The 26,898-nt window shown below is 42.0% G+C and carries 9 protein-coding genes; all 9 read right to left on the reverse strand.

What is annotated here, in order from left to right; translation table 11 throughout:
• Positions 1-205: 205 nt before the first annotated feature.
• The 9 genes from N596_RS09480 to N596_RS06250 all read right to left on the reverse strand — a co-directional run bounded on the left by N596_RS09480 (position 206) and on the right by N596_RS06250 (position 26,749).
• Positions 206-5,533: an accessory Sec-dependent serine-rich glycoprotein adhesin gene (locus N596_RS09480; RefSeq protein ID WP_052329308.1), complete on the reverse strand. Its 5,328-nt coding sequence runs from the start codon at positions 5,531-5,533 to the stop codon at positions 206-208.
• A gap of 239 nt (positions 5,534-5,772) precedes the next feature.
• On the reverse strand, positions 5,773-9,588 hold the full coding sequence (locus N596_RS06215; protein WP_258025863.1) for a KxYKxGKxW signal peptide domain-containing protein: 3,816 nt from the start codon (positions 9,586-9,588) through the stop codon (positions 5,773-5,775).
• 187 nt (positions 9,589-9,775) lie between these two features.
• The gene (gene gltX, locus N596_RS06220; RefSeq protein ID WP_023024559.1) at positions 9,776-11,236 is read right to left on the reverse strand and encodes a glutamate--tRNA ligase; all 1,461 of its coding nucleotides are present in this window, start codon (positions 11,234-11,236) and stop codon (positions 9,776-9,778) included.
• 98 nt (positions 11,237-11,334) lie between these two features.
• Positions 11,335-12,117: an alpha/beta hydrolase gene (locus N596_RS06225; RefSeq protein WP_023024561.1), complete on the reverse strand. Its 783-nt coding sequence runs from the start codon at positions 12,115-12,117 to the stop codon at positions 11,335-11,337.
• A 73-nt stretch (positions 12,118-12,190) separates the two neighbouring features.
• Entirely contained in the window at positions 12,191-13,852 is a 1,662-nt protein-coding gene (locus N596_RS06230) for a ribonuclease J (protein ID WP_023024562.1), read from the reverse strand.
• Positions 13,853-14,065: 213 nt separating this feature from the next.
• A complete protein-coding gene (locus tag N596_RS06235; RefSeq protein WP_023024564.1) occupies positions 14,066-14,554 on the reverse strand; it encodes a hypothetical protein in 489 nt (162 codons plus the stop codon).
• Between the two features lie 568 nt (positions 14,555-15,122).
• The gene (locus N596_RS06240; protein ID WP_023027321.1) at positions 15,123-15,881 is read right to left on the reverse strand and encodes an ABC transporter ATP-binding protein; all 759 of its coding nucleotides are present in this window, start codon (positions 15,879-15,881) and stop codon (positions 15,123-15,125) included.
• Positions 15,878-16,744, reverse strand: coding sequence for an ABC transporter permease (locus N596_RS06245; RefSeq protein WP_023027322.1), 867 nt, complete (start codon positions 16,742-16,744; stop codon positions 15,878-15,880). The genes N596_RS06240 and N596_RS06245 overlap by 4 nt, the downstream gene beginning before the upstream one ends.
• 168 nt (positions 16,745-16,912) lie before the next feature.
• Positions 16,913-26,749 carry an SspB-related isopeptide-forming adhesin gene (locus N596_RS06250; RefSeq protein ID WP_023027323.1) on the reverse strand — a complete coding sequence of 3,279 codons (9,837 nt, stop codon included), beginning with the start codon at positions 26,747-26,749 and terminating at the stop codon, positions 16,913-16,915.
• Between the last annotated feature and the right edge of the window lie 149 nt (positions 26,750-26,898).

The raw sequence follows: 26,898 nt of genomic DNA on the forward strand, positions 1-26,898 counted from the left end.
CTTATCTATAAGAGAAAAAAGTTCTTCAGAAGATGATCTGAAGAACCACTATTCATCTAGCTTTTCTCCATTCATTATACCATATTTCACGAGGCTTTTCACCCCGACATTCTCAAAGAAAACCGACAAATCCTCTCATGGATCTGCCGGTATATCAGTAGAATCGAAATAAGCAAATTTTCAATTTTAAGAAAGATAATTGTATTTACTTTTTACGATGGAAAAATGAGGCCAAGCCTGCAAAGAAAGCTACTACAAGCGTGATGAACAGCTCACGTGAAGTCACTCCGAGAGAGTCCGACGTCGATTTTGCTTCGGATACAGAAGCAGCCGATTTCTCTCCAGAGGAGCTCATCTGAGGAGTCGCTTGACTTTCTGAATGAGATTGGCTTGCCGAGCTAGAAGTAGACCGACTCGTTGAAAGAGAAGTCGATTCCGATAAGAGCTGGCTTGCTTTTGATGAAACAAGTGTGCTCCTTGGTTCCTGAGGGCTCGCCGAAGCAGACTCGGACACCACTTCAGATACGTTTACCTCGTTTGAAGCCAAAGCGGAAACAGATGACCAATTTGATGTCAGTGACATAGAATGACTAGACGAAGCCGATCTATCTGTCGAAGGCTGGTTGGATACACTCATTTGGAACGATGCTGATGCCAATGTTGAGATAGATCCAGATGTTGAGGCTGACTCTAACTCAGAAGCTTGGTTACTTGAAGTTGACACGCTAGTGGATGCCGAAGTCAATTCAGAGACTTGCTTAGTTGAGGCAGATTCTGAGGCACTTGCTGAAATTGACTCTCTAGATTCTGAAGCACTTGTTGACGCTGAAACAGAATCGCTTAGTGATTTCGAAGTCAACTCTGATGTTTGCTTACTTGAGGTAGATTCTGAGCCACTTGCTGAAACTGATTCAGAATTCAAGACAGACTCGGAACTACTTACCGATACAGACTCACTAGTGGATACTAAAGCAGATGTTGATGTTGACTCTAACTCAGAAGTTTGCTTGCTTAAATCAGATTCAGATACACTGATTGAAATAGACTTAGAATTCAATTCAGATTCGGACGCACTTGTCGAAGCAGAAACTGAAACACTAGTGGATTCAGAAATCAACTCGGATACTGACACACTTGTTGACGCTGAAACTGAAACGCTGGTTGATTTCGAAGTCAACTCAGATACGGATGCAGATTGAAGTTCAGAAGATTCCATTTGAGCTACAGATGCTGATGTGCTCATTGATACTGACTCTGAGCCTGAAACAGATTCCAACTCTGAAGTTTGTTTGTTTGAGATTGATTCAGATGTACTTGCTGAAACTGATGTAGAATTCAAAACAGACTCGGAGCTACTTACTGATAATGACTCACTAGTGGACACTGAAGCAGAAGCAGATGCCGAAGCCAACTCAGATGCTTGCTTGCGTGAAGTTGATTCAGAGCTACTGATTGAAACAGACTCTGAACTCAAGACTGATTCTGAGGCACTTGCTGAAATTGACGCACTTGCTTCTGACACACTGGTTGATGCTGAAACGGAAACACTGGTTGATTCCGAAGTCAACTCAGAGACTGAGGCTGATTGTAGTTCAGAAGATTCCATTTGAGCTACAGATGCTGATGTACTGGTTGAAACTGAAGCAGAGACTGAAACAGATTCAAACTCTGAAGCTTGTTTGCGTGAGGTTGATTCTGAGGCGCTTGCTGAAACCGATGTAGAATCCAAAACAGACTCGGAGCTACTTACTGATACTGACTCACTAGTTGACACTGAATCAGATGCCGAAGCGGATACCAATTCAGAGGCTTGCTTACGTGAAGTTGATTCAAATGTACTTGTTGAAACGGACTCGGAACTCAAGATAGATTCTGAGGCGCTTGCTGAAACCGATGTAGAATTCAAAACAGACTCTGAGCTACTTACCGATTCAGACTCACTGGTTGACACTGACTCCGAGGCTGAAGCGGACGTCAACTCAGATGCTTGCTTGTATGAAGTTGATTCAGAACTACTGATTGAAACAGACTCGGAATTCAAGACTGAATCAGATGCACTTGCTGAAATCGACGCACTTGTTGATGCTGAAACGGAAACGCTGGTTGATACCGAAGTCAACTCAGAGACTGAGGCTGATTGAAGTTCAGAAGATTCCATTTGAGCTACAGATGCTGAAGTACTTGTTGAGACTGATGCAATCGATTCTGACACAGACAGGGAACTACTTAATGACTCAGAAACGGTTTTCTCTGAAGTTGATAGAGAGCTGCTTACTGATTCCGAAACGGTTGCCTCTGATGCTGATACCGAAGCGCTTGTCGATGCTGAAGTAATTGACTCTGACACAGACAGGGAACTACTTAATGACTCAGAAGCGGTTTTCTCTGAAGTTGATAGAGAGCTGCTTACTGATTCCGAAACGGTTGCCTCTGATGCTGATACCGAAGCACTTGTCGATGCTGAAGTAATTGACTCTGACACAGACAGGGAACTACTTAATGACTCAGAAGCGGTTTTCTCTGAAGCTGATAGAGAGCTACTTGATGACGCTGAAGTGATTGACTCCGATACAGACAGGGAGCCACTCACTGATTCAGAAGCGGTTTTCTCTGAAGCTGATAAAGAGCTACTTGCCGATGCTGAAGCGATTGACTCTGATACAGATAAGGAACCACTTAATGATTCAGAAGCTGACTTCTCTGAGGCTGATAGAGAGCTACTTAATGATTCAGAAACGGCTACCTCTGATGCTGATAGAGAAGCACTTGCCGATGCTGAAGTGATGGACTCCGATACAGACAGAGATCCACTCACTGATTCAGAAACTAACTTCTCTGAGCCTGACAAGGAGCTACTTACCGATTCGGAAGCTAATGCCTCTGATGCCGATACCGAAGCACTTGTTGATGCTGAAGAAATCGATTCTGATACAGACAACGATCCACTCTCTGATTCAGAAACTAACTTCTCTGAGGCTGACAAGGAGCTACTTACCGATGCTGAGGCAGAGACCTCTGAATCATTCTGCAAATCAGACTGAGAAGAAGATAGCGATTGAGATTCGAGCACCTGTGAAATGGATAGGCTATCTGATGCTGAATCACTATTTGACATCGACTCAGATAAGGAGGTTGATTGACGAGCCGACAGAGAAACAGCTGCAGATAGAGATTGAGACTCTGAAGCAACTACTTGTGAGCTGCTTTCTGAGTAGGAAAGACTATCTTGTGCTGACATCGAATGAGAAGCTGAATAACTGAGTGATTGAGATCGCAATTCAGAAGGAGTCATTCTTCGGTAATAGTAATTCACACTCTTCGATGGCGAGTAACTCACCCCGGTCGAAACTGTATGATAAAACTTAGAAAATCCGTCAGCGCCTTGCAGTGATGCATCATCACCCACAATATGGCTACCACTCAGCTGTGCCTGCTTTTCTGGAGCGGAAGTATATGGTTTACGAAAAGAATATTCCTTACCCGTTTTTTCATCCGTATAGCTTACCTTCTCTGTCAAGGAGAACCAACCTGAGATTTTTAACTTAAAGTTTTTTCCATCTGAAAAATCAGGAGTAACTGTAAGAGAATAATCTTCTTTCTTGCTTTTTACCTCTCGCGTCTCAAGATGTTCAAAGGTTTCATTCCAATGATCGTTTCTAAAGGCCTTTTCATACACTAAGGTATAATTTGCAAGATCAAATACTGTACCGTTATCTCCTTTGCGGTAATTCCATAGTTTAGAAGGATCCAAGACATAGTATTTTAAGGTATAATCACCATTTGGACTCGTTACTTCTCGGACAAGCTTAATATAGTGGTCTCTTGCCCCTCCTCGATAGGTTTCGACAGTCTGTTTCCCGACTTCACTAAGATCAAAGACACCAGACATCTTATTCTGATGATAGTCTACCAGTGGAACTTGCACAAATCCGTCCAATTGTCGAGCAGCTGAAGCTGTGTACTCCTGACCTTCAATACCAACCTGGGCATAAGAGGCCAAAACAGTTTCTCTACCATTCGGAACGTAAGCTCCTTGCCGGAATTCTCCCTTGTCGTCAACGAGCTTGTAATAAGTGACGTGTTCAGCACTTCGTGATGGGACAATTGATGCTACGGTCGATGGTGCATAAATACCTACATTCTTAGGTTCTACCACATCATAAAGCTGATGGATCATAAACTTAGGAGTCTGGTAATCCACACTTTGCATCCGTATAACTCCAGGTTTCCCATCATCATAAATTGAGTAAGAAACCCTATATTGGCGGTTTGTATCTGAACCTGTTAATTCCTTTGGTAAATCAAATTCAACCACACTATTTGCTTTAACTGTTTGAGCAAAAACCTCCGTACCACTAGATTTTTTAACCAGACGGAAGTATACATCGAGACCTTTAGGAGTAGTTGAACCAATCGAGCTACGGTCGACGGATAAGGTTGCATAATAATCCAGAGGGTCCGGCTTCACTCGATTAACGAAATCCCAAATAGCAAAGGTATAGCGCGTCACATCATGTTTCTCAGACAGAGACTTAAGAGTCACAGGATCGAGATTTATTACCGATTTATCTAAATTCGGATCCTTTTCTATGTCTTCATATTTCAAAGCAACGTCTTCTATGCTAGCCCCGTTTCGATCATCCAAATTAGGAGTGATATTGGACAACTCTTTAGAGTCTGTTACGATTTCATAAATCGGTGCCAACTGAGCTGCAATAGCAGGTTTGCCGTTTACACTGCTATTCCCCACAAAACCTGTCGCTTTCAGTACAAGCATCATTTCATCAACAGACTTATTTAACCGTTGACGTTGATCCACATAGGCTTGCATCGCCACATGTTCATTAAGCAACTGAGTACCAGTTGACAATTCTGTTTGTACCTTAGCAATCGCAACTGAGAGAGCTGTTTTCTGATCCGCATCTGCAAGGTTTGAGGCATGATTTTCAGCCATCTGGGTCAATAAGGTAGCCTCTGACATATTCTGTTCCAGGATAGCCTTATCCGTTGCTCCTAGAACCGTTTCGGTCGTTTCCTCGTTTGACTCTGATGTCGTCAATGTTTCTGAAGTAGATTCACTCTGAGACACAGAAAGACTCTCAGATGTTTGCTCGCCTAAAGAGGCAGAAGAACTTGTCGATTCTAGACTTTCTTCTGACATTGATCTAGCATCAGATACAGAACCAATCACCAAGCTATTCGCTTCTGCTAAGGTTTCTTTCTGTAATTCAGAAGTTGTAGCCACATCAACACCTGCTTCATCCGCATAAGCCGTATTGATAATGGCGGTGGCACCAACAGTTGCTCCCGTCGCCAATAAGCCTTTCAGTACGAATTGACTTGTAGAACGGATCACATACCGCTCCTTATCTGACTTCGTTCCGACTGTTGTTTTCACTTCTCCACGAACAATTTTAAATAAACCTAAGGTAGAATTTTCAGATCGAACCCAATGCTTCCCAGACTTGATTAACTTGAAACGAGTCGTTCGATCCAGCTCCCTAACTTTTCCATTCAAACGTTTAAATAACATGAATATCCCCTAAACATTATAGTCATTAATATTATACATCATTACTATACATATTCAAGTAATTTGAGGTAGATAACCATTCAATTTTCAAAAAATTTCCTTCCCAAAAGTAATTCCGTTTTCTTTTACTAAAATCCGTGAAATCTACTAGGGTAAAATAGAAAAAAAGAACCTCAAAATGAGATTCTTTTGCAGACACTTTGAATACTAGACGGATATTTTCCTATAAAGAAATGCCGTTATTCTTCCTCTTCTTTTTTACGGCGTCCCAATAGAGTTAGTCCAATGAAAGATGCAAGAGTAGCAAATAAGGTTGATGCTGTAGATTTCTTTTCACCAGTTACTGGAAGAACGGCTTTCGATGAGCTTTCTTTATTGGATAGGATCACTGGGGTAGAAGAGGATAGGGACTGAATGAGCACTCCCGAAGTCCCACCAGAATGAGCTTCACTTGCTGAATCTAGCATTGAAACGGACTGAGAATGACTGATTGACTCTGATTGTCTATGCGAGTTAAATGAGGACTCTAAAAGGGTTTCGCTTCTTGAGATCGAACCACTCAAGGATTCTGATGACGACTCGGTTAGACTGAGTGAATCAGACTGACTGTTAGACCTAGACTCCGGTGTCGAAACAGACTCACTTGATGGAGCAGATTGACTCGAAGAACTCGAAATAGATTCTGAACTCCTTACAAACTCGGATTGAGAAGCCGACATAGATTCACTGGCGAAAATTGAGGTACTCATGAATTTAGAGACTGACTCTGATAACATAGCTGATGTCAGCTGGCTTGTCGACTCGGACTGGGAAGTTGAATCCGACTCTCTTGTAGAATCCAAGGTACTCAAAGAAATGGATTCTGATTCAGAACTACTTTCCGATTGACTATCAAAGACAACTTGAGAAGCTGAAACACTTTGAGAGTCTAAAAGGGATTCTAAGATACTTGCCGACGCAGACTGACTGATCGACTCTGACTCAAAGGTCGAAACTGACTCACTTGCCGAAACCGAAGCACTCAAGGAGTCGGAGAATGATTCTGAGCTACTTGCCGATACCGACTGACTGATTGACTCAGATTGAGAAGTCGAGATAGACTCACTTGTGGAAGCAGAGGTACTCAAAGAGCCTGAGACTGAATCGGAACTACTTGCGGATATAGATTGACTGACTGACTCTGACTCAAAGGTCGAAATAGACTCACTGGCGGAAATCGAGGTGCTCAACGAGTCCGAGACTATTTCTGAGACACTTGCCGACGCAGACTGGCTTACCGACTCTGACTCAGAGGTCGAAACTGAATCACTGGCGGAAACAGAGGTACTTAAAGATTTCGAGACTGATTCGGAAACAATTGCCGATACCGACTGGCTGACCGACTCAGATTGAGAAGTCGAGATATAATCACTTGTGGAAACAGAGGTACTCAACGAGTACGAGACTGAGTCTGAAAAACTTTCCGAGACTGACTGACTGATCGACTCTAACTCAGAGGTCGAAACTGAATCACTGGTGGAAAGCGAGGTACTCAACGAGTACGAGACTAAGTCTGAAAAACTTTCCGAGACTGACTGACTGATCGACTCTGACTCAGAGATCAAAACTGAATCACTCGCGGAGACTGAGTTGGAGACACTTGCCGACGCAGACTGGCTGATCAACTCTGACTCAGAGGCCGAAACTGACTCACTCGTGGAAACAGAGGTACTCATGGATTCGGTGACTGAGTCGGAGATACTTGCCGAGACTGACTGACTGATTGACTCGGACTCAGAGGTCGAAACTGAATCACTGGCGGAAATCGAGGTACTTAAAGATTCCGAGACTGATTCTGAAAAACTTGCCGATACCGACTGACTAATCGACTCGGACTCAGAGGTCGAAACTGAATCACTTGCGGAAACAGAGGTACTCAACGAGTCTAAGACTGACCCTGAAACACTTACCGACGCAGACTGACTGATCGACTCTGACTCAGAGGTCGAAACTGAATCACTCGTGGAAACAGAGGTACTTAAAGATTCTGAGACTGAGTTGGAGACACTTGCCGACGCAGACTGGCTGGTCGATTCTGATTGAGAAGTCGAAATTGACTCCCTGACAGAAACCGAGGTACTCAAGGAGTCCGAGACTGAGTCGGAAACACTTGCCGATAGCGACTGGCTTACCGACTCGGATTGAGAAGTCGAGATAGAATCACTTGTGGAAACAGAGGTACTTAAAGATTCTGAGACTGAGTCGGAGACACTTGCCGACGCAGACTGGCTTACCGACTCGGATTCTGAGGTCGAAACTGAAGCACTCGTGGAAACAGAGGTGCTCACGGATTCGGAGACTGACTCTGAAATACTTGCCGACGCAGACTGACTGATCGACTCTGACTCAGAGGTCGAAATTGACTCACTCGTGGAAACAGAGGTACTCAAAGATTTTGAACCACTTACAGATGTTGACTGACTCTCAGATACCACCACACTGACTGATGTAGACTCACTCTCTGAGGCCACAGCAGATTCTGAAAGTCTTTCTGATTCTAAAACACTCAAAGATTGAGATGCCGCTTTTGATACCGAGAGACTTGTAGAAAGCGAGGTGCTTTGAGAAGCGACGATTGATGTTGAAGCACTCTCCGATTCTGAATAGTTCTCAGACAAAGACTCTGATAACTTAGCCGATTGTGACCGCATTTGAGAAGTACTTTGCGCTTCAGATACGCTCTGTGAATAACTCACCGAGAGCGACTGCGTTCGAGGATCCTCTGTCAAAGGCACCTTCACAGTATTAGACGTATTATCCTTGAAGACAACCGTAATTTCTCCAGTTGCAGAGACTGAGTAGCTCTTAAAATCTTTAGACGCCAGTAGACGTGGATTTGCCTCCTTAAATTTTTCCCAAACCTGCGCTTTTTCTGATTCTGTCAGATTGGTCAAATCGGTCACTTGAGTATTAGAAGTCACCGGAGTAATCGGATTTCGGATGCCATCATTTTGAGGTAAGACTTTAATGCGGAAAGAACGGTCGAGGAACTGATTTCTAGAATTGGTAAAACGAACCGTGATTGTATAAGTTTTCCCAGGTTCGACAACCTCTGTACCTCCGACTTTCCCTTCGATCAACATGGGAGCAAAAGGCGATTTCAAGGTTGCGTTGGGAACGAGAACCCCATCAACCCGTTCACTGTTGGGAGCATAGCCCATATAGGTGAGAATAACGCCACCATTCTGCTCTCTCACAATATATTGCAACTTAATCGAATCAGAATTATAAGCTGTGATCAGATGATTATTTGCCGGACCACTCATGACAAATGGAGTACGAAATGCACTGTCCACTTCTAAGGCACTACCTGTACGCGGATCTCTCTTCCCTGATTGCTCTCTTAACACAGCATTGACCAAGCGATTCCGAGCAGATTTCGCCTGAAGAAGAGTCACCTTTCCATCTTGATTCGGATCGGCTAATTGGTTACGGATCGTCTCTAGAGCTCCTTCCGCTTCCAACACAAGTCCTTCTCCATCCTTCAATTCTTTCGCTTGCTCTATATACGAATAAAGATCCCGGGCAATACTTTGAAGCTGTTTTTCCCGAGCAGGATCTGAGACGGCTACAGCCTTTTGATTCCCATTTGAAAGGACGCTAGCTTCCGTCATTGAAGTAGAGCGTACTTCTGAATGCGTCATGGACAAAGTAGTAGAAAGAGAGCCACTCTGTGAGTCTAATGGAGACCACTCGCTCGTAGACAGACTCGTCGTTGACGACTGTCCCACACTGCTCAGCACTAAGCTATCTTTACCTACTACTCCCACTTCCGAAGCTATTTCTGACTGTAAAGTTGGACCTGCTAGCTCATCAGCATCCGTCGGATGCACGATTGACGTAGCACCCATAATAGAACCAGTAGCAATCAAACCTTTTAAGGCTATAGATCTTGGCGCATCCATACTAGAATGATTGGAAACATCTCTTCCTTTTTTAGAGCGCAAAAAAGAAGCATTCGAACAGGCTACTCGAATCCAATGTTTTCCCGATTTCACTAATTTAAATCTCGTCACTCTATTCCATGTTTTTTTTAGCAAGGTAAGGGTGCCCCTCTCTCCTCAAAAATTATTCTCTCTTGATTATACATGATTGAATCCTATTTTCAATCATTTTGGCTATATCTATGCTCTATCTCAGCAAAAAAAGCCATCGAATTGATGACTTTTTAGAAATGAACAGCATATTTTCAAAAGTTGAATCCTATTTTGCAATTTCTTCCAACATTTTTTCAATGTGCTGGATAGATTTTTCACGACCAAGTAAGTAAATGGTATCTGGTAGTTCTGGTCCATGCATCTCCCCTGAAACAGCGATACGGATCGGCATGAAGAGATTTTTCCCTTTGATACCTGTTTCCTTTTGAACCGCTTTGATTTGTGGGAAGATATTTTCTACCACAAACTCTTCGTCTGACATAGCTTCAAGTTTTGCTTTAAAGGCTTCAAGTACAGTCGGAACCGTTTCACCAGCCATGACTTCTCGCTCTGCTTCTGTCAATTCTGGGAAGTCTGAGAAGAAAAGGTCTGTCAATGGAACGATTTCGTCCACTGACTTCATTTGTGGTTTATAGAGTTCTACCAATTTCTCAGCCTTGTCTGTCAAACGACCTGCTTCTTCAAGGAATGGTTTGGCCATTTCAAAGATAGTTGCCAAGTCAGCTCTCTTAATGTAGTCGTTGCTCATCCAGTCTAGTTTCTTCTGGTCGAAGGCTGCTGGAGACTTGCTAAGGCGATTTTCATCAAAGAGTTTGATCAGTTCTTCGCGAGAGAAAATCTCGTCCTCTCCACCAGGGTTCCAACCAAGAAGAGCAATAAAATTAAAGACTGCTTCTGGAAGGTAACCTTTCTTACGGTAATCTTCGATAAATTGAAGGGTATTGGTGTCACGTTTAGACAACTTCTTACCCGTTTCAGAGTTGATGATCAAAGTCATGTGACCAAACTCAGGTGCTTCCCATCCAAGCGCTTCATAAACCATGAGCTGTTTTGGTGTATTGGCAATGTGGTCATCTCCACGGATAACGTGAGAGATTTGCATATCGTGGTCATCGATGACAACGGCAAAGTTGTAAGTTGGGTAGCCATCTTTCTTTTGGATAACCCAGTCACCACCAATATTGCCACCTTCAAACTCGATATCGCCTTTGACCATATCATGCCACTTGTAGATACCTGACTCATTAACAGCTAAACGAACTGTAGGAACAATACCCGCCGCTTCACGTTCAGCGATATAAGCTGCTTTTTCTTCTTCGCTCATACCAAGGTATTCGTTGATGTAACGAGGTGTTTCACCTGCAGCTTCTTGACGTTCACGTTCCGCTGCCAACTCTTCTTCTGTTACATAAGACTTGTAGGCTTTTCCTTCAGCCAAGAGTTGGTCGATGTATTTTTGATAGAGTTCCAAACGCTCAGACTGGCGGTAGTTCTCATGCGTCTCAGGACTTTCATCCCAGTCCATGCCCAACCAACGAAGGTTTTCAAGTTGGGAACGTTCGCCGTCTTCCACATGGCGTTTACGGTCCGTATCTTCGATGCGGATGATAAAGGTTCCACCATGGTGGCGCGCATATAAGTAGTTAAACAATGCAGTACGGGCATTACCGATGTGTAGTAGTCCAGTTGGACTTGGTGCATAACGCACACGAATATCTTTAGTCACGTATATTTCTCCTAATTGTTCATTGATTCTGGGCTTCTCATCTAACTGGCCCAGGCACTTTTCACTCTATTATAGCATATCTCCGAAGGAGTAGCTTCCTAATCGAGTCGTTCTTCTAGTTCAAAATCGATCGGCAGGGTTGCTAAGAAATGCTCCAACTCCCGCTCCCAATAAAACCATTCATGTTTTCCTGGCCCATGGCTATAGGTGATATCAAATCCGAGGTCCTTCAGATGATCCACAGCTGTATTGTTGGCCTCATACAGAGCATCTTGCTCTCCACACCAAGCCCATAAGACCGTCTTTTTATCTGAATACTTGTCCGCAATACTTTCCAAGGAGTAAGGACTCGTCGTCCAATCTTCTAGCTCTCCAAAGACCCCTTTCCAGTAAGCTGCACTTCCAAGGTCGGTGTCTGCCAGTTGACGCCCCTCAAAGCTAAGAGCACCAGAAAAGCTAGCAGCATGCGAGAAGCGATTGGTTTGAAGGGCCAGTTTGAAAGATCCATAGCCCCCCATCGATAGACCAGCGATAAAGGTCTTCTCTCGTTTCTTGGTCATATTGGGGAAGAAGCGTGCCAAGGTCTTAGGCAGTTCCTCTGCAATGGCTGTGTAGTAGGGATAACCATACTGAGTATCCGTATACCAACCATTATTGGTATTAGGCAAGACGACAATCAAATTGGTCGAACGTAGAATCCGTTCTACATTGGTCCGTTTCAACCAGGAGTACTGATTACCATTCATCCCATGAAGGAGATAGAGGACCGGGATATCTTGATCATCCGGATTTTTCACTCGAGACGCATCTGGATAGAGGACGTTGATCCCCCACTCCATTGCGAGCGCTTCTGAATAGTATTCAATCTGCATTACTGCCATCTATCTTTCCTCACCATTTCTTTCTTCCTTGACAAGAAAAAGCCGACGATCGACTTTTCCTCTTATGTTCATCCTAGCGTACTTCCATGATTACTGGCAAGATAGCTGGTCGACGTTTGGTCTGGTCAAAGAGGTACTTAGCCAAACTATCACGAACAGCACCCTTGAGCTCACCCCAGTCGAAGCTGTCCTGAGCTAAGTATTCTTCCACACTTTGGTTGACAATCTCTGCACTTTCGCGCAAGATATCGCGACTCTTCTTCACATAGATAAAGCCACGGGTGTGAACTTTTGCCTTCGAGATGATGCGTTTCTCACGACGGTTAACCGTAATAGCCACAATAAAGATCCCATCTTCTGAAAGGACTTTCCGGTCACGGAGAACGACATTCCCAACATCTCCAATGGCATTCCCATCGATGAGGACATCTCCAGCAGAGACACTACCGGCAGGAACGAAGTCATCATTGTCATATTCCATGATGGTGCCTTTCTTCGGAATGAAGATATTTTCAGGCAAAATCCCCACTTCCATAGCAAGCCGTGCATGGGCATCCAATTCGCGGTATTCCCCTTGGATTGGGAACAGATAGTTGGGACGAAGGAGGTTGATCATCAACTGTAAATCACGCGCATTTCCATGTCCTGATACACGCAAGCTTTGAGTAATTTGTTTCACTACTCCGCCTGCTTGGTAGACCATGTTTTCTACACGTGCCATAACCGCTTCTTTGGCGATAGATGGAGTCGTTACGATATAGACCAAGTCACCATCCTTGATTTCGACATAACGGTGACGGCCAATGGACATCTTACGAAGTCCGTTGATCGGCTCACCCATACGTCCAGTTTCAAGAATAATCAATTCATGATCCTCAAAACGAGACATTTCTTTTGGCTTGATCAACAATTTTTCGTTGGCCAAAGAAAGCTTATTTAAACGAATCCCTGTCCGGACGATATTTTCTACGTCAAATCCAGTCAAAACAACCCGACGCCCTGTCTCTGCAGCTGCGTCAAAGACCTGCTGGATCCGTGATAGGTTACTAGCAACAGCAGCAACAATGACACGGCCATCCCAGTCCCCAATGGTATCTAGGATTTCATCTCCAACTTCTTGCTCACTAGCAACTTGAATCTTGCTATCTGCATTGGCAGAATCACTCAGGAGCGCCAACACCCCTTCACGACCAATCTCTGCTAAACGACCAAAATCTGTCGCATAAGACTCACTCGCTGTTTGGTCAAACTTGAAGTCTCCTGTATAGACGATATTTCCCTCAGGAGTCTTGATGACAATTCCTAAACTTTCTGGAATGGAGTGGGTGGTCTGGAAGAAGGAAACAACGGTTCCTCCAAAATCAATTTCTGAATTGGCATCGATCACATGGAAGTCATTGAACTTCTTGACACTGTCATTGCTCTTGACAAAGAGCTTGGCCAACTCGACGGTCAACTCCGACCCAAATACAGGAACTTTAGCTTCCGCTAAAAGATAGGGAAGAGCTCCGATGGCATCCGCATGCCCGTGCGTTAAAAAGACTCCTGCGATACGATCGCTATTCTCAAAGAGGTAGTCCATGTTGGGAATAACAACATCGACCCCTAGTTGCTCATTTTCTGGATACTTGAGTCCAGCATCCAAAACAAAAATAGAGTCATTTACTTCAGCTATGTAGAGGTTTTTCCCGTTTTCACGGACTCCACCTAAAGTAATCAACTTAATGTTACTCATGTTTTCTCCTTTATGTGATGGTTCATACTTACGGTCCTTGGCTCACCAAGTCGAATTACAGTTTTGCAAATTTCTTGCATATCTAGAACATTATACTATTTTTTCACGATTTTTTCAAAAATCAGATCAAACAAAAGCCCTCCATCATCTGATAGAGGACCCTTTATTAAGACGAAGATCAAGAGCCTAGATTGTCAGCTTGGTAAAGAAACACTAGTCCGTATGATAATCATTTTTCTTATTCTCAATCACCCGTATCGCCGCCTTGATCACGTGAAACTCATTTAGCAGTTCTTCCAAATGCTGGTAATTCCGATCGCTGAGAGCCCCCTTCTTAAGGGTTTGAGACAAGCTATAAAATCGATCCAGATGCTCTTCAATATTGGCTAGTAACTCTTTGGCTTCTTTCAAGCGATAGCGATTCAGGAGCTTGCTTTGACTATGTTTATAGGCTAGCACATTCTCACGATGAATATCTTGACAGGCCTCCTTCTGCTCTTCATCCACCGTCAAATTGACAGCTTGGAAGCAGGTAATAAATTCCCGATTCTTCAGATCACACACAAAGACGACACCGTCCTCTGCTACATAGGCTTCCGTATCGGGCCGTTGATCAAAACTGCTATCAAAATGATGAAGCGAGGGCACGTGTTGATTGACCCAGCGTCTCAACTGATCTTCATCGACTCCAAATCGTTCCATTGCTCTTTCTTTAAAGTGAGCTCGACAGCTATATTCATGTGCATACGGCAATCCCACTGCCCTCACCTCGACTTTCTACCATGACAGACAAAAAGACCTCCAGTCTTACGGGACTAGAGGTCTGGTCTGCTTCACTGACAAGAGGCGATTAACCATTTAGGCTAACGAAAACAACAGTTATGATTTTCATTTCTATTCATGGTACGTTTTTACATACCAGTGGTTTTCTTTGCAATTTCTCTTTCAGTTTTGTTACAAAGCACTCAGTTGAGCATACCGAAGTTCGAAAACCATCTAAAGCTTCCACTACTATTTCCACGTATTTCAATGTCATTTAGTAAGTTAAGCAGACTTACTTGACGGCTCAACCGATTTAACATTTCCGACGTTCTAGCTTTTTTATAAAAAGCACAATCAAGTGTCAGCGAAGACAGACCTAAAGCGAAGTAACCTAATGTATGAATCTATAAGGCATTGGTATCAACCCCTTCTCCCTTATCTTCACCTATAGTATACTCCTTTAATATCGGTATTGCAAGCGATTACACACTGAAACTAGTTTCTAAATTTACTCAAAGAAACGGTAGTAATCAGACAAGGCCATCTTAGCCTTTTCCTCTTGATTCAAGTCCTGGATAATCTTTCCATCCTGCATAACAATCAAGCGATTTCCGTACTTGAGCGCATCCTCCATATGGTGGGTAATCATCAAGGCAGTCAGTCGATCTGTTTTGACAAAATGATCCGTCAGCTCCATCAAGGATTGACTCGTCTTGGGATCGAGCGCAGCTGTATGTTCGTCCAAGAGTAAGAGTTCAGGTCGTTTCAGGGTAGCCATCAAAAGGCTCAGAGCTTGCCGTTGCCCGCCAGATAAGAATTCTACCGCCGTATCGACATGCCTCTCTAAACCATTGCCAATCTGGCTCAAAACCTCTTTAAATTCGTCTTTGTACTGGGCAAGGCGACGAGGAACCAAACCCCGCTTTTCTCCTCGGAATTTTGCAATCAGGAGATTTTCAGCCACTGTCATACGAGGCGCTGTCCCCATCTTTGGATCTTGGAAGACACGGGATAGGTATTTTGCTCGTTTTTCTGGACCATAGTGAGTCACATCCTCTCCCTTGATCAAGATTTGACCACTCGTCAGCGGAAGGGTCCCAGCCAAGGTATTGAAGAGAGTTGACTTCCCAGCACCATTGCCCCCAAGAATGGTGATAAAGTCATGCTCATGAATCTCCAAAGAGACATTATCCAAAATGACTTTTTCTTCATTCAAGCCATTATTCACCACTATGGTGGCATTTTTTAATTCTATAATTGCGGTCATTTGCTGAGTTTGACTCCTTTCAGCAGTTTCTCTTTAAAGGTTGGAATCATGAGACAGATAGCCAAGATGATAGCACTAAAGATACGGATGTAGCTGGTATTGACCCCAATAGCAATCACAGCCCAAATCAAGAATTGATAAATAATCGATCCAATGACGATACTGAGTAAACGTTCTGCTAAGGTCAGTTTTGAGAAAAGGACCTCTCCGATAATCAAGCTAGCCAAGCCAACGACGATAACCCCGATCCCTCGAGATGCATCTGCATAGCCTTCTTGCTGGGCCATCAAGGCACCCGACAAGGCAATAATCCCATTAGAAACCACTAGCCCCATCAACTCCATCCGGCTGGTATGGATCCCAAAGCTCTTAGCCATCTCAGGATTGTCTCCTGTTGCGATATAGGCCTGCCCCAATTTGGTATCCAAGAAGAAGAGCATAGAGGCAATCACTAAGGTCACAAAGATGATCCCAATGATAATCTCGTTTACGCCACTGGCGATAGGAATCATATCTTGGATTTTTGAGTATCCTAATAAGCCTAGGTTGGCCCGTTGCATCACAAAGAGAATGACTGAGTTACAGGAAGTCATCACCAAAATCCCCGATAAGAGCGTCGGAATCTTCCCTTTGGTATAAAGTAGACCTGTAGCCAATCCAGCCAAACACCCCGCGCCTACGGCCACTAGAGTGGCTAATAAAGGATGAACCCCTTTGGTGATCAAGGTTACCGCGACTGCTCCCCCTAGTGGAAAGGAGCCCTCTGTGGTCATATCTGGGAAATCCAAGATACGGAAGGTCATAAAGATTCCTAGCCCTAAAATAGCCCAGATCAAGCCTTGTGAAATAATCGAAATAAGCATACCTTTGTCCTAACTATTGTAAATATCCTCTATTGTATCATATTGCCAGACGTGATTTCAATGCTTTCAAGAAATAACAAAAAGGCCCCACTCCTTAGAGCGAGGCCTCCTTGTGGAAAACTAAACCATTTACGATCTTAGTGTGAATCGTTGGTTTCTACCACTTGTTTAGTCTTCGTTTTTCTTGCGTCTTGCAAGGCCAGCCAGTCCAACCAAACCAAGAGCAGCGCCTAACAATGCAGCAGAAGCTGATTGTTCTTCACCAGTAGAAGGAAGTTCTGGTGCTGGCGGTGTTACCGGTGGTGTTGGTGGTGTCACCGGTGGTGTTGGTGGTGTTACTGGTGGTGTTGGTGGTGTCACCGGTGGTGTTGGTGGTGTTACCGGTGGTGTTGGTGGTGTCACCGGTGGTGTTGGTGGTGTTACTGGTGGTTTCGGTGGAATTACCTTGTTGTTGAACTCAGTATCTTCCGGTAATTGAGAAGTTGCTGTTAAGACTTTGCCTTCTTTAGTAACTGTTACTGTTACTGTAGCTACCATCTTATCGTATTCAACTCCTGCTTCAGTACCTTTAACCTCTTCCACAGTGTAAGTGTAAGTTTTAGTTTCTTCATCTCCACGTTTGAACTCTAATGCAGAGAACTTGATGTTTCCTGATGCATCGTTCTTAACTGTTTCGATAACTTTTCCATCTTTATCTTTAAGTACGAAGCTAAATTCACCTTCTTTTAGCTCACGTCCTTCAAGTTTCTTAGTGAAGTTAAATTCAACTTTAGTTGGGATGTTAACGACACGTTTTTCTGTTGGTTTCTCTGGTTTTTCAACAGATTTCTTAGTTGGATCGTATTGGTGAACAGTTTGTGAAGCAGTGTTTTCGATATCTACACCATCTTTAGCTGTTGCTTTGATAGTTGCAGGGATCTCAAACTTGTAGTAACGTCCGAATGCCAATTTAGCAGTGTCGATTACTGGAGTGTTTTCTGCGTCTCCAAGTGACTTAGTCAAGTCTGTCTTAGAAGTTGCAGTAATCACACCATTTTCAACCTTGATATCAAATTTAGCTGTCACATCTTCTCCTGTTACAGAGTCGTATGCTTTAATTTCTGCTACGTTGACGTCTAAGTTTTCGCTGTCATATTTATCTGTTACACCTACAGATTGAATATTGTGCGCTTCAGTGAACTTAGTTGTATCCAACCATACTTGGTAGTATACTTTATCACCCTTCTTAAGTGTCTTCGTATTGATATTTTGAGCTTCGTTGTTATCAACCTTATCGGCATATGGATCTTTATTAGTATCCGCTACCTTGTCTGCTAACTCTTTATCGTCGTCAACAAGTTTGTCACCTGTAATATCGAATTTAGATTCATTCAGGATATACTTCTCTGGGTTGAACTCTGGAGTTTCTGGAGGAGTTACACGGTTGTTAAATTCTTTATCCGCAATGTCGCCTACAGTAGCTACAAGAACTTTAGCTGTTCCATCGTGAGAAACAGTTACTGTTACATTCGCTTTCATGGTGTCGTATGTAACGGTTGCGTCGCTTCCTTTAACTTCTTCTACTGTGTAGTTGTGAACGCCTTCTTGTCCTTTCTTGAATTCAAGTGCTGAGAACTTAACGTTTCCTGCCGCATCATTGCTTACAGTTTCAAGAGTCTTACCTTCTGAATCTTTAAGCACGAAGCTGAATTCGTTGGCTTGAAGTTCGCGTCCTTCCAACTTCTTAGTAAAGTTGAACTCAATTGAAACCGGTACGTTGTTTACACGTTTTTCAGTTGGTTTGCTTGGTTTTTCAACCTTCTTAGTAGTTGGGTTGTAGTAGTTAACTACTTGAGCCGCAGTATTTTCGATGTCTACACCACCAGGAACATCAGCTTTCACTGTTGTTGGGATGTCGAACTTGTAGTAACGTCCGAATGCGAATTTAGTTGTGTCAATGATTTGAGTGTTTTCTGCGTCGCCAAGTGACTTAGTGAAGCCAGCTTTAAGAGTTGCAGTAATCACACCATTGTTCACAGCGATATCGAATTTATCTGTTACTTCTGCACCTGTTACTGAGTCGTAGGCTTTGATCTTAGTAGAATCAAGATCCAACTTAGTTTCATCGTAGTCATCTGAGATTCCTACTGATTGGATGTTGTCCTTGTTCTTGGCATCAAACTTAGTTGTATCCAACCATACTTGGTAAACCAACTTGTCGCCACGTTTCACAGTCTTGGTGTTCAAGTTTTGTTTTTCGTTGTTTGATGCATCATCCGCATATGGGTTCGCATTGGTATCTGCGACCTTATCTGCCAACTCTTTGTCATCATCAACGAGCTTGTCGCCTGTGATATCGAATTTCTCTTCAGAAACAACGTATTTCTCTGGTTGGAACTTAGGTTCTTCTGGAGGACGAACAATATTGTTGAACTCTTTATCAGCAGGATCTGTCACGTTTGTGATCAAGGCTTTCGCTGTACCATCATGACGAACTTCAACTGTAACAACAGCTTTCATTGTATCGTATGTAACGGTTGCGTCTGTTCCTTTAACTTCTTCTACTGTGTACTTGTAGGTACCTTCTTGACCCTTCTTGTATTTAAGGGCAGTGACAGTTTCACCAGCTTTATTTGTGTACTCTACTGGAGAGAATTTAATCTTACCAGCTGCATCGTTGGTTGCAGTTGCGATCACAACATTGTCGCTGTCTTTCAACTCGAATGTAAATTCGCCAGCTTTAAGCTCACGACCTTCCAATTTCTTAGTGAAGTTGAATTCTACTGAGATTGGAACACTGTTGACACGTTTTTCAGTTGGTTTGTTTGGTTTTTCAACAGTCTTACTTACTGGGTTGTAGTAGTTCACAACTTGTGCTGCCTTGTTTTCAATATCTGCACCAGCTACAACATCGTCTTTCACTGTTGCTGGGATATCAAATTTATAGTAGCGTCCAAATTCGAATTTAGTTGTGTCAATGATTTGAGTGTTTTCTGCGTCGCCAAGTGACTTAGTGAAGCCATCTTTAAGAGTTGCAGTGATCACACCGTTGTCCACAGCGATATCGAATTTATCTGTTACTTCTGCACCTGTTACTGAGTCGTAGGCTTTGATCTTAGTAGAATCAAGATCCAACTTAGTTTCATCGTAGTTATCAGAGATTCCTACTGATTGGATGTTGTCCTTGTTAGCTGCGTCAAATTTAGTTGTATCCAACCATACTTGGTAAACCAACTTGTCGCCACGTTTCACAGTCTTAGTGTTCAAGTTTTCTTTTTCGTTGTTTGATGCATCGTCCGCATATGGGTTCGCATTTGTATCTGCGTACTTGTCTGCCAATTCTTTGTCATCATCAACGAGCTTGTCGCCTGTGATATCGAATTTCTCTTCAGAAACAACGTATTTCTCTGGTTGGAACTTAGGTTCTTCCGGAGGAGTTACACGGTTGTTGAACTCTTTGTCTTCAGCGTCTGTTACGTTTGTAACTAATGCTTTAGCTGTTCCATCGTGAGATACTACAACTTTAACTGTAGCGACCATTGGGTCGTATGTTACAGTTGCATCACTTCCTACTACCTCTTCAACTGTGTAGTTGTAAGTTCCTTCTTGACCTTTCTTGAACTCAATAGCTGAGAATTTAACTTTTCCGTCAGCGTCGTTCTTAACTGTTTCAAGAACTTTACCGTCAGCATCTTTAAGTGTGAAGCTGAATTCTTGATCTTTAAGTTCACGACCTTCTAATTTCTTAGTGAAGTTGAATTCTACTGGTACTGGTACGTTGTTAACACGTTTTTGAGTAGGTTTTTCTGGAGTTTCAACCTTCTTAGTTGTTGGGTTGTAGTAGTTGACTACTTGTGCAGCAGTGTTTTCGATATCTACACCAGCTTTAACTGTTTGTTTAACTGTTGTTGGGATATCAAACTTGTAGTAACGTCCAAATTCGAATTTAGTTGTGTCGATCACTTGAGTGTTTTCTGCATCGCCAAGTGACTTAGTGAAGCCAGCTTTAAGAGTTGCAGTGATCACACCGTTGTTTTCAACGATATCAAATTTATCTGTTACATCATTACCAGATACTGAATCATAAGCTTTGATCTTAGTAACATCAAGTTCTAATTTAGCCTCATCGTAGTTATCAGAGATTCCTACAGATTGGATATTTTCTTTGTTGTCAGCTGAGAATTTAGTTGTATCTAACCATACTTGGTAAACTAATTTATCTCCGCGGTTAACAGTCTTCGTATTGATGTTTTCTGCTTCGTTGTTGTTAGCTTTGTCAACATATGGATCAGTATTTGTATCTCCGTACTTATCTGCCAACTCAGCATCATCATCAAGAAGCTTGTTATCAGTGATAGAGTATTTCTCTGTATTCAATACATACTTCTCTGGTTGGAACTTAGGTTCTGTTGGAGGAGTTACTGTATTGTTGAACTCTTTATCTGCAATATCTCCAAGATTTGCCACAAGAGCTTTAGCTGTACCATCGTGTGAAACTGTGATGGTTACATTTGCTTTCATAGTATCGTAGGTAACGGTTGCGTCGTTTCCTTTAACTTCTTCTACTGTGTAGTTATGAACGCCTTCTTGACCCTTCTTGAATGTAAGAGTTGAGAACTTAACGTTTCCTGCCGCATCGTTGCTTACTGTTTCAACAACTTTACCAGTTGAATCTTTAAGAACGAAGCTGAATTCGTTAGCTTTCAACTCACGGCCTTCCAATTTCTTAGTGAAGTTGAATTCAACTGAGATTGGTACGTTGTTTACACGTTTTTCAGTTGGTTTGTTTGGTTTTTCAACAGTCTTGCTTATTGGGTTGTAGTAGTTCACTACTTGAGCTGCAGTATTTTCGATGTCTGCTCCACCTGGTACATCAGCTTTAACTGTTGCTGGGATATCGAATTTGTAGTAACGTTCAAATGCAAACTTAGTTGTGTCAATGATTTGAGTATTTTCTGCATCACCCAATGACTTAGTGAAGCCAGCTTTAAGGGTTGCAGTCATTACACCATTTTCAACTTTAATATCGAATTTGTTTGTTACATCGTCACCAGTTACTGAGTCGTAAGCTTTGATCTTAGTAGAATTTACATCAACTTTTGTTTCATCGAAGTCATCAGTGATTCCTACTGATTGAACGTTTTCTTTGTTGTTAGCTGAGAATTTAGTTGTATCCAACCATACTTGGTAGTAGATCTTGTCTCCGCGGTTAACAGTCTTGGTATTGATGTTTTCTGCTTCGTTGTTGTTAGCTTTGTCAACATATGGATCAGTATTTGTATCTCCGTACTTATCTGCCAACTCAGCATCATCATCAAGAAGCTTGTTATCAGTGATAGAGTATTTCTCTGTATTCAATACATACTTCTCTGGTTGGAACTTAGGTTCTGTTGGAGGAGTTACTGTATTGTTGAACTCTTTATCTGCAATATCTCCAAGATTTGCCACAAGAGCTTTAGCTGTACCATCGTGTGAAACTGTGATGGTTACATTTGCTTTCATAGTATCGTAGGTAACGGTTGCGTCGTTTCCTTTAACTTCTTCTACTGTGTAGTTATGAACGCCTTCTTGACCCTTCTTGAATGTAAGAGTTGAGAACTTAACGTTTCCTGCCGCATCGTTGCTTACTGTTTCAACAACTTTACCAGTTGAATCTTTAAGAACGAAGCTGAATTCGTTAGCTTTCAACTCACGGCCTTCCAATTTCTTAGTGAAGTTGAATTCAACTGAGATTGGTACGTTGTTTACACGTTTTTCAGTTGGTTTGTTTGGTTTTTCAACAGTCTTGCTTATTGGGTTGTAGTAGTTCACTACTTGAGCTGCAGTATTTTCGATGTCTGCTCCACCTGGTACATCAGCTTTAACTGTTGCTGGGATATCGAATTTGTAGTAACGTTCAAATGCAAACTTAGTTGTGTCAATGATTTGAGTATTTTCTGCATCACCCAATGACTTAGTGAAGCCAGCTTTAAGGGTTGCAGTCATTACACCATTTTCAACTTTAATATCGAATTTGTTTGTTACATCGTCACCAGTTACTGAGTCGTAAGCTTTGATCTTAGTAGAATTTACATCAACTTTTGTTTCATCGAAGTCATCAGTGATTCCTACTGATTGAACGTTTTCTTTGTTGTTAGCTGAGAATTTAGTTGTATCCAACCATACTTGGTAGTAGATCTTGTCTCCGCGGTTAACAGTCTTGGTATTGATGTTTTCTGCTTCGTTGTTTGAAGTTCCATCAACATATGGATCAGTATTTGTTTCACCATATTTATCAGTCAACTCAGCATCATCATCAAGAAGTTTGTTATCAGTGATTGAGTATTTAGCTGTATTCAATACATACTTCTCTGGTTGGAACTTAGGTTCTGTTGGAGGAGTTACTGTATTGTTAAACTCTTTGTCAGCTGGTTCAGTTACGTCAGCAACCAATGCTTTAGCTGTACCGTCGTGAGATACTGTTACAGTTACTTCTGCCTTCATAGTATCGTAAGTGACAGTAGCGTCTGCACCTTTAACCTCTGTTACAGAGTAAGTGTAAGTACCTTCTTGACCCTTCTTGTATTTAAGGGCAGTGACTTTTTCACCAGCTTTATTTGTGTACTCTACTGGAGAGAATTTAATCTTACCATCTGCATCGTTGGTTACAGTCGCAATCACAACATTGTCGCTGTCTTTCAACTCAAATGTAAATTCGCCAGCTTTAAGCGCACGACCTTCCAAACGTTTTGTGAAGTTGAATTCTGCAGTGATTGGTACACTGTTCACACGTTTTTGAGTTGGTTTTTCTGGAGTTTCTACAGATTTGCTTACTGGGTTGTATACGTGAACGATTTGGTTGGCTTTGTTTTCGATGTCTACTCCACCTGCTACTGATTCTTTAACAGTTGCTGGGATATCGAATTTGTAGTAGCGACCAAATGCAAATTTAGTGGTGTCGATAACTTGAGTGTTATCAGCATCACCTAAAGATTTGTTCATAGAAGATTTAGATGTAGCTGTAATGACTCCGTTAGATACTGTAATATCAAATTTAGATGTTACATCAACTCCTGTTTCGCTGTCATAAGCCTTGATATCAGCACTGTTAACAGTCAATTTATCTGCATCGTATGTATCAGAGATACCTACAGATTGGATGTTGTTCTTGTCAGTGAAGTTCTTAGTATCCAACCATACTTGGTAAACTAATTTATCACCGCGGTTAACAGTCTTGGTATTGATGTTTTCTGCTTCGTTGTTCTTGGTTTGATCAGCATATGGATTTGCATTTGTTTCTGTGTACTCATCCTGAAGCTCATCGTCATCGTCCATTAATTTTGTACCTGTTAGGTCAAATTTTTCTTTGTTAAGGACGAATTTTTCTGGTTGGAACTCAGGTGTTTCCGGAGGAGTGATTTTGTTGTTGAATACTTTATCTTCCTTACCATCAGTTGATGCTCCGTTATCATCTACACCACCAGTTGATGATACGCTTGTTACTGTAGTAAGTGTATGACCGTTCTTAGCAACCTTAACTGTAATAGTTGCCTTCATCGTATCGTAAGTCATACCAACTTCTTTCGTTGCTGGAATAACTTCTTCTACAGTATAGGTATGTGTGCCAATTTTCGTATTGTCAAATGACAATTCAGTAAATGTCACTGTACCATCTTTTTTGTTGGCAACAGTTTCAACTTCTTGACCTCTTGAATCTTTAAGAACAAAGTTGAATTCTCCGTCTTTAAGTTCACGTCCAGCCAATTTCTTACTGAAGTCAAACTTAGTCTTAACTGGTGCTACAACATAGTTGTTGAAGATTTTATCTTCATCACCTGACTTGAATCCACCTTCAGCACTGTATTTAACAGTAGCTTGTAAATCACCTTGAGCATTTTCAGTTACCTTAACAGTCATGGTAACAGTCATTGCATCGTATTCAACGTTTGCATCTGAACCTGGAGTCTCAGTGATTGTGTAAGTGTAAGTACCAACTTTGTTAAAGGTAAGTTTGCTAAATGTAGCTTTACCATCTTTATTGGTAACTGTTTCTTCATGTTTATCAGGGCTGCTGCTCTTTTCTGTTAACTTGAAAGTAAACTCACCGTCAACAAGTACACGTCCTTCCAATTGTTTTTCAACTTCTGGAGTAACTTCGACTGGCTCTTGTTTTACATAGTAGTAAACAGTCGGTTTATATGGTGTTAACGAGTTTAATAAGTCAACGTTTGTACCAATTTGTACATATGCACCATTTGTTAATTGACTATTTGGTGAAAGGTGACCAATGTTATCTCCCAAGAATGGAACGAAGACAGTCTTCTTCGGTGTGTATCCAGCAGCTGTTTGGAAGTCAAATGAAACTTCTTTCCCGTCTGGATAGTTTACACCTTTACTATCTGTGAAAGGAATGGTGTGAAGTGGTGATTTCTTAACTGCTAATTCTTGTTTGTTATAATCACCTGGTTTAATCGGCTTGGTTTCTGCTAACAACATGTAGCCATCTGTTTCCAATGTGCCATCAGAACGTTTACTTTGTTGTTTTGGATCAAGAAGATAAACACGAACTACTACTGATCCATCTTCACCTACGATTTCTTTAATCCGTTTAATTCCTGCACGCTCAGCGTCCATGAATTTAGTACCAACTACGTAAGGACGACTTACAAAGCCAGTTGTCGAATCTGGATTTGCTGTTTGGTAAAGTTTGTATCCATCAAATTGACGCTCACCAGACGCTGTGAAATGTTGTCCTTCCATAGCTTTAGTTGCATATTTAGCTAAATCAACTTCATTACCATTTGGTACGTAGTCTTGAACTGTTACATCAGTTTTATTTGCATTGAATGTAGCATTATTTTTATCGACTACTCTATAGTAAGTCGGTTTTTCGACAAATTTTGGAATTTTAGCGTTTGAATCAGTAATTGTACGACCGTTATAAGCTGGTTCCACAACGTTAATAATATCAGTTGATGTACGAGCGTTATAAACATCTTGATATAATTTTTGTTCAGCTTCATTTTTTGGATTTACTAAAGCTTGAATACTAGCACCAACTTCATAACCAAATTGAATAAATGGTTCGTCAGTTTTACCAGCTCCTGCTCCTAAACCTTTGTCGTAATCATATTTCACAGTTAATTGACCATTAGAGGCCGCAGTTGTAGTTGTGAATTTTTGAATACCGCTTGACGCAGAAAGAGTTCTAGTTTCTACTACATTACCAGTAGTTTTATCAATTAATTCAACAGTTGTTTCTGTAGAATCATCAAATCTTTTATACGCACGGGTATAATAATTTGTATTATATCTCTCATTGAAGCGAGTAAGGTCTATGATACTGTAAGTATACACATCTCCTTCTTTTCTTGCGTACCCAGCTGGTACAGGTTGAGAGCTTACAGTTGCCCCATTAGCATCTTTAATTTCTGGAGTTACTTTTTCCCCATCTTTTAAGTAAGTGCTTACTGCTACTGGGTTAGAGTTGTGGTCTCCAGTAACAGCTTCGTTAGTAACAGCACGACGATTACGTACTCTTGGTTTGTTTGATTCATGTGAAGCTGGTTTTGCTTCAGCTGCTGGTTTTACTTCAGGTGCAGCTGGTTTTGCTTCTTCAGCTTTTTCTGCTGGTTTGGCAGTTTCTTCTGCAGTAACACCTGCTTCAGCAACTGCTGGTTTTGCAACCACTTCTGCTTTTGGAGTTGCTTCTACAGCTGGTTTTGCTTCAGGTGCGGCTGGAGTTTCAGTCGCAGCTTTTGCCTCAGCTGCTAAAGCAGGGTTTGGAAGCTCCACTTTAGGTGCAGGTGCTCCCTGAGCGTAAGTCTCACCTGGAGCTGTAGTAGCAGTATCTTGAGGCGCTTGGTCAGCCTCGGGTTGAACGCTTTCTACAGTTTCCTTGCTTGTGTCAGTAGACGCACTAACTCCATCCGCAGCTACTGTCGGAGCTCCGACAGCAAAAAGCGCTGTCCCTAGTAATACAGAACAAACGCCAACGCTATACTTTCGCAAAGAAAAGCGCTGACGTCTATTAAACATTTCCTTCATTTATTTGTATCTCCTTTTTCATATTTTTATTGTTTGATACATAACAAATGTTATCAAACTTGTTCATCTCCGTCAACTAATTATATCAAAGTTGTTACTTATCGTAAAACTTTCTGAATATTCAGACGAAGTTTCCCTCTATTTTTTAA

It is taken from the genome of Streptococcus ilei (assembly GCF_000479335.1).
GTDB lineage: Bacteria > Bacillota > Bacilli > Lactobacillales > Streptococcaceae > Streptococcus > Streptococcus ilei.

Coding starts and splice junctions, on each gene's coding strand:
- N596_RS09480 (WP_052329308.1), bottom strand. CDS start 5,533: ATGTTATTTAAACGTTTGAATGGAAAAGTTAGGGAGCTGGATCGAACG.
- N596_RS06240 (WP_023027321.1), bottom strand. CDS start 15,881: ATGACCGCAATTATAGAATTAAAAAATGCCACCATAGTGGTGAATAAT.
- N596_RS06250 (WP_023027323.1), bottom strand. CDS start 26,749: ATGAAGGAAATGTTTAATAGACGTCAGCGCTTTTCTTTGCGAAAGTAT.
- N596_RS06235 (WP_023024564.1), bottom strand. CDS start 14,554: ATGGAACGATTTGGAGTCGATGAAGATCAGTTGAGACGCTGGGTCAAT.
- N596_RS06225 (WP_023024561.1), bottom strand. CDS start 12,117: ATGGCAGTAATGCAGATTGAATACTATTCAGAAGCGCTCGCAATGGAG.
- N596_RS06230 (WP_023024562.1), bottom strand. CDS start 13,852: ATGAGTAACATTAAGTTGATTACTTTAGGTGGAGTCCGTGAAAACGGG.
- N596_RS06245 (WP_023027322.1), bottom strand. CDS start 16,744: ATGCTTATTTCGATTATTTCACAAGGCTTGATCTGGGCTATTTTAGGG.